This window comes from Nitrospirota bacterium, assembly GCA_015233895.1.
Taxonomy (GTDB): domain Bacteria; phylum Nitrospirota; class Thermodesulfovibrionia; order Thermodesulfovibrionales; family Magnetobacteriaceae; genus Magnetomonas.
Window position 1 is genome coordinate 1 of the sequence record JADFXG010000055.1, and the last position, 4,848, is coordinate 4,848.

Below are 4,848 nucleotides of genomic sequence, written 5' to 3' on the forward strand. Positions count from 1 at the left end.
AACGATGGCCAAAAGATGGACTAAGCCCTACTCTATGTGAGCTTCTGATTCCTAGCGGCCCGTTGCTCCAACCGCCGCCACGCTCAACACGATACTCACCTACGCCTTCATATATAGGATTACTTTTAGGTAGTTTGCTGTATGCCTCTGCATTATAAACATCCTCAACCCATTCCCATGCATTACCCAGCATGTCATAAAGCCCATATGCGTTTGGTTTAAAACTCCCTACCGGTGCTGAAACTAAATATCCATCACTGCAGTTAAAAGACGTCCATTTAGGAAAGCTTTTCTGAGCGGTGGCATCTGCCACGTTTGCATACTTACATGCCTCAGCGGTATCATTTCCCCAATAACGGCTTGTCTTTGTACCGCCGCGTGCTGCATATTCCCACTCCGCCTCTGTAGGCAGCCTGAATGTGTGGCCTGTGTTTTTGGAAAGCCACTTTGCATACGCCGTTGCGTCATCCCATGATACATTTACTACCGGCTGTTTGTCTTCGTTTAAGGTTAGCCCTTCGAATTTGCCGCTGTCATGGCTCGCGCGAAACTTTCTGTACTGCTCGTTGGTCACTTCATACTTACCCATCGAAAAATCATTTACGCACACCTCATGGGCAGGTCTCTCGTTAGGATCGCCACTACCATCGGTGTCCCCCATCTCGAAACATCCACCTTTTACTTGTGCTAACTCAATGCCGCCTACCGTGTCTGTGGCACTTTCTGCAAAGACAACGGCTGGGTGAGCGGAAATTAAAACTACTGCTAGCGCTACAACCGCATTGACAATCAAGACCCTTAAGGACATCTTTGACCTCCTGGTATTTTAGTAATTAATAAAAATCTTCACCAAATAACTTCCAACGCTAATTTAATACATTTTCCTAACTTCTCTGCTTTACAAACTCGCCTCAGCACCAAATCTTCTGTGAGGTTACAACTCTCAGAAAAAGTACTAAGCCGTTGCTCAAAAAACTTTACGGCTTCAGACATTTTACTTGATATCACCTCCTTACTAATTCATTATTTGAAAACATTTATAACTCTGACGTTCATCAGCAATATCTTTACAAACTAGTCCATTAAACGTTCTATGGCAGCACATAGTGCACTTTAGTATTTCTGTGCTAAATGTCACGATATAATACATGTTCGGCGATTTTATCACGAAAAAAAGATTTTGTCAAGCCAAAAAAAATTTTTATAGTACCAAATTGAAAATATCTGATACGTCGCTGTGACTCGCATTAACAGATAAGAAAACGCCTAAGCAATAACCACACCGTCATAAGCAACCAACACGGCCTCAAATTGCCATTATAAGCTCCTAATCATTAGTAAATAAGGAATTTAGTAGGAATTATAGCAAAAGAACGAGAGAGCAGTGCTCTCCCGTTCTTTTTGCTATTTATTGCGCCAACACTATTTAAAACTGTACTTCAACGTCAGGAATGCAAGGCTTGCATTGTAAGACGGGTCAGAATATGCCCCCGTAAGGTAAGTGACATTGCCGGAGCTATCAACTATAGTGTATGTGGATGGGTAGTTGTTATAACCGAAGTCATCATAGTGGTAGTGTTCAAATGCGTATCCAAGCGCTACGGAGAAATTATGCGTCACATTCCACATTACCTTAGCCAATATTGTGTTTTTCCTATAGAGATCCATGTTAGGAATGTCAATATTGCTGTTATTCTGCCCTGTGGGAATTGCAGCAGTAGGAACGCCCAGTGCATTAAGCGCTGCTTGATTTAAAATCGTGTAATCGGCGTTTCCATCTGATCTGACTGAATCATACTGAACTCTCAATGTTACTTTTTGGGGAATCACATAGACATCGAGACCCAACCCATAGTCGAAGCTTTTATCCCGCAGTGTAAAATCAAAATTGTAGTTAGATGCGTCCTGGGTTGTGCTGTTAGGATTACAATTATTTACTGTGGTGGTTGATGTGCAAACGCGCATGAATGAATACATTTTGAGATCTTCATACGCGAGATATCCATTCAGTTTTGCGTACTTGCCAAATGTGTAGCCGGCATCTACATAGAACTCGTCTGACCTGCTGTTTTGAAGGCCAATAGTAGCTTCAGGATATGTTGACCTTTTATAATTGTAGCCAAGCCCTATATCAAGGGTCTCAACAGGGAAAATATTTACTCTCGTCTTAATTTTATCCCTGTTCTGCGAACCAGTGTCGAACAGATTCTTGTACGGTGCAAGTTTATCAAACGTAGTTCCAGTAGTTGCATTTGAGTTAAATGCGGTTTTTAGAGGATATGAATAATCATTTGACCCGTCCCTGTTCATTCTCTCATACCATATTTTGGCAGACATGAATTTAGCACCGGTCCATTTCAAGCCGACTTTCCAATTATTGTCAGTCGTTTCGGGAATTGTGTAAGTCTTGTACTCAATCGAATTGTTAGCTTTTTCATAATCATATGCTCCAAAGAGTATAAAGTGTGCCGGCAGTTTAAATGAAACATCCAATCCTAAATTGTTCTTACGGTAACTAACAGGGTAAGCTACCGAATTTTCGAGCGATGAGGTTGCAGATGGATTATCCGATTTGTTTTGCCGTGCGTTATATTTGTAGAAAAGGCTGTAATCGAAGAAGTAGATTGGGTGAGAAGTCAGAACAAAGCTGTAATTCTGGTTGTCCACCTTACCATGCCACCTGTTGTCTCCATTAGCATATGGATATGTGTATGTGGGATTGGGGGTGTTACTTGTAGTGCTAACCACAGACGAGGTTAAGTATCTCGCATCAGAAGTCTCGTCGCTACCTGATAAGCTCACGTTAAACCTTGAGTGCAAGGGAAGCTCAACCGACCCTTTAAACCCATAATTATAGTTCTGGTTACTCGGCGGCAGTGTCAGTGTGTCAGTTTGCCCGGCGTTGCTTCTATCCGTAGAGCTTCCGAGGCTGTTAGAAATATTTGTGAAGTAAAGGTTTTCATTGTTATTAGTGAAATCAGTGTACTGAAGGTATGCTGAGGCAAAAATTGGCTCTGTAATGTAGCCAATCTCCCCCATGAAAACCTCAGTTACGTAATCTATCGGCTGCGGGAATTCCGTAAGCGGGCCGTTGCGGCTATCATTTGTGGCGGTAATTGGTCTGGTTCCATTCCTTGATTCCCTACTTGCGGAAAACTCCACGTAAAAAGGCTTGATGAGGTCCAGCCTTAGCCCTCCGCCCTCTTGCTGCCTGTTTACCGAGTAATCGATAGGGTTCCATCTCGTAGCAGGAAGCGAGGCATAACCCGTCATTGTGGTCAGGTTAGCGCTCCCTGCACCGTTAAATATGGTTCTATCGCCTAAGGAGTAAATATGGGGGATCTCTTTATACTCCAGATAATATTTGACAATCCCGTATATTCCACCATCCAGCTTGTAATGCTGTGTGTCGTAACCAATATCCTCTGCTTTAAGGTAAAACCAGTATTTGTCATCGTCATATTTCAGCTTGACGCTGCCAAAAAAGTAGTTTTCCTTGTTGTCTCTGTATTCGTTGTATTTAGACGGGTTGCCTATTAAGCCTACAGTCTGTCCCGTCATGGTTATTTCACCGGACAAATTGGGTATCTTTAAAACAGGTTCTCTGCCGCTGCTGGCACTGCTGCTTCCATCCGTTGAGTCTTCTGCAAAAGCCACTGCAAACGGCAGGAGTATCAAAAAGATTGCGAGTACTGCTATCTTTGCTTTCATTGGTATCCCTCTTATCATTTTTATCCCCCTATCTGATAAACGTCTGGCCAAAAACTCCAGGGCCATTGCTTCCATGAATATTGACATGGCAGTTTATACATGCCCTGAGATCGGTTTTAACAGTGTTTGAAATGTTTGCACCCGTAGTTTTACCAAATGTGGCCGTATTGTTATAAGTCACGCCGCCGGCATGAACTAAACCCTCGTGGCAATCCTTACAAAGGAATGGAGGCCGCATGACAAGAAGCCGTGAATGATTGCTACCGTGAGGTGTGTGGCATGTCAGGCAATTCTCTGCTACAGGGGGATGTTCCCACATATAAGGACCTCTTTTATCGGCATGGCACTTGAAACACAGTTTGTTGGGAGTCTCAGCCCTCAGCATATTATCATTAAATTGTCCGTGAGGATCGTGGCAGTCATTACAGACAATCTTGCCCTCTTTTATAGGATGGTGGGACTGCTTGCTTGCATCCATCTTTATTTCTTTATGGCAACCAAAGCAAAGGTCAGGCTGAGTTTCCTTTAAAAACTTATCGTTTTTACTTGTCATAATCTGATGGCAAGAGTCACAGGAAAGACCTGATGCATCTGCGCTGTGTTTGCTCATAGTCCAAAATGCCTGGGCCTTGTTAGCCTGATGGCAGGCCAGACACTTTGCGCTCTTTTCATGTGGTTCCACATTTTTGTCAAAATTAAAGATATCTACGCCTCTGCCACCACCTTTTTCAACGTGTTTGGCGCCGGGACCATGGCAGGTTTCACAAGCATCCTTAGAACCAGGACCCTTTACATGCGGCTTTGAGTGGACAGAGTGTTTATACGCTTCATAACTTTCCGGGTGACAGCCCTTACATGTTTCGGCTCCTACGTAACCTTCTTTCAGGCTAGCCTCTTTTGCTGCCATAGCTGCCCTGTTTTCCGCATCTTTCTTTTCTGAGGCAGCTTTCTTTTCTGCTGCCTCTTTGGCTGTCACGTCCTTGTCATCGGCAAACGACAAGGAAACATTTACCAAGAGAAAGACGACAAGGATTAAAAATGGAATTATATATCTTTTGCTCATTTATTACCTCCTGGAGTATCTATTAATCACTATACTAAATTCCGATTTTATGCTATTTTTCAAAGCTATCTCAC

At 43.1% G+C, this 4,848-nt stretch carries 3 protein-coding genes; all 3 read right to left on the reverse strand.

Annotated elements, in window-relative coordinates:
• Nucleotides 1–808: formylglycine-generating enzyme family protein (locus HQK88_17060; protein MBF0618511.1), on the reverse strand; the 808-nt coding region annotated here is incomplete at its 3' end.
• A 614-nt stretch (nt 809–1,422) separates the two neighbouring features.
• Nucleotides 1,423–3,729 (reverse strand): MtrB/PioB family outer membrane beta-barrel protein, encoded by a 2,307-nt coding sequence (locus HQK88_17065; protein MBF0618512.1) that lies wholly within the window; start codon nt 3,727–3,729, stop codon nt 1,423–1,425.
• A gap of 10 nt (nt 3,730–3,739) precedes the next feature.
• Nucleotides 3,740–4,774 (reverse strand): DmsE family decaheme c-type cytochrome, encoded by a 1,035-nt coding sequence (locus HQK88_17070; protein MBF0618513.1) that lies wholly within the window; start codon nt 4,772–4,774, stop codon nt 3,740–3,742.
• Nucleotides 4,775–4,848: the final 74 nt, after the last annotated feature.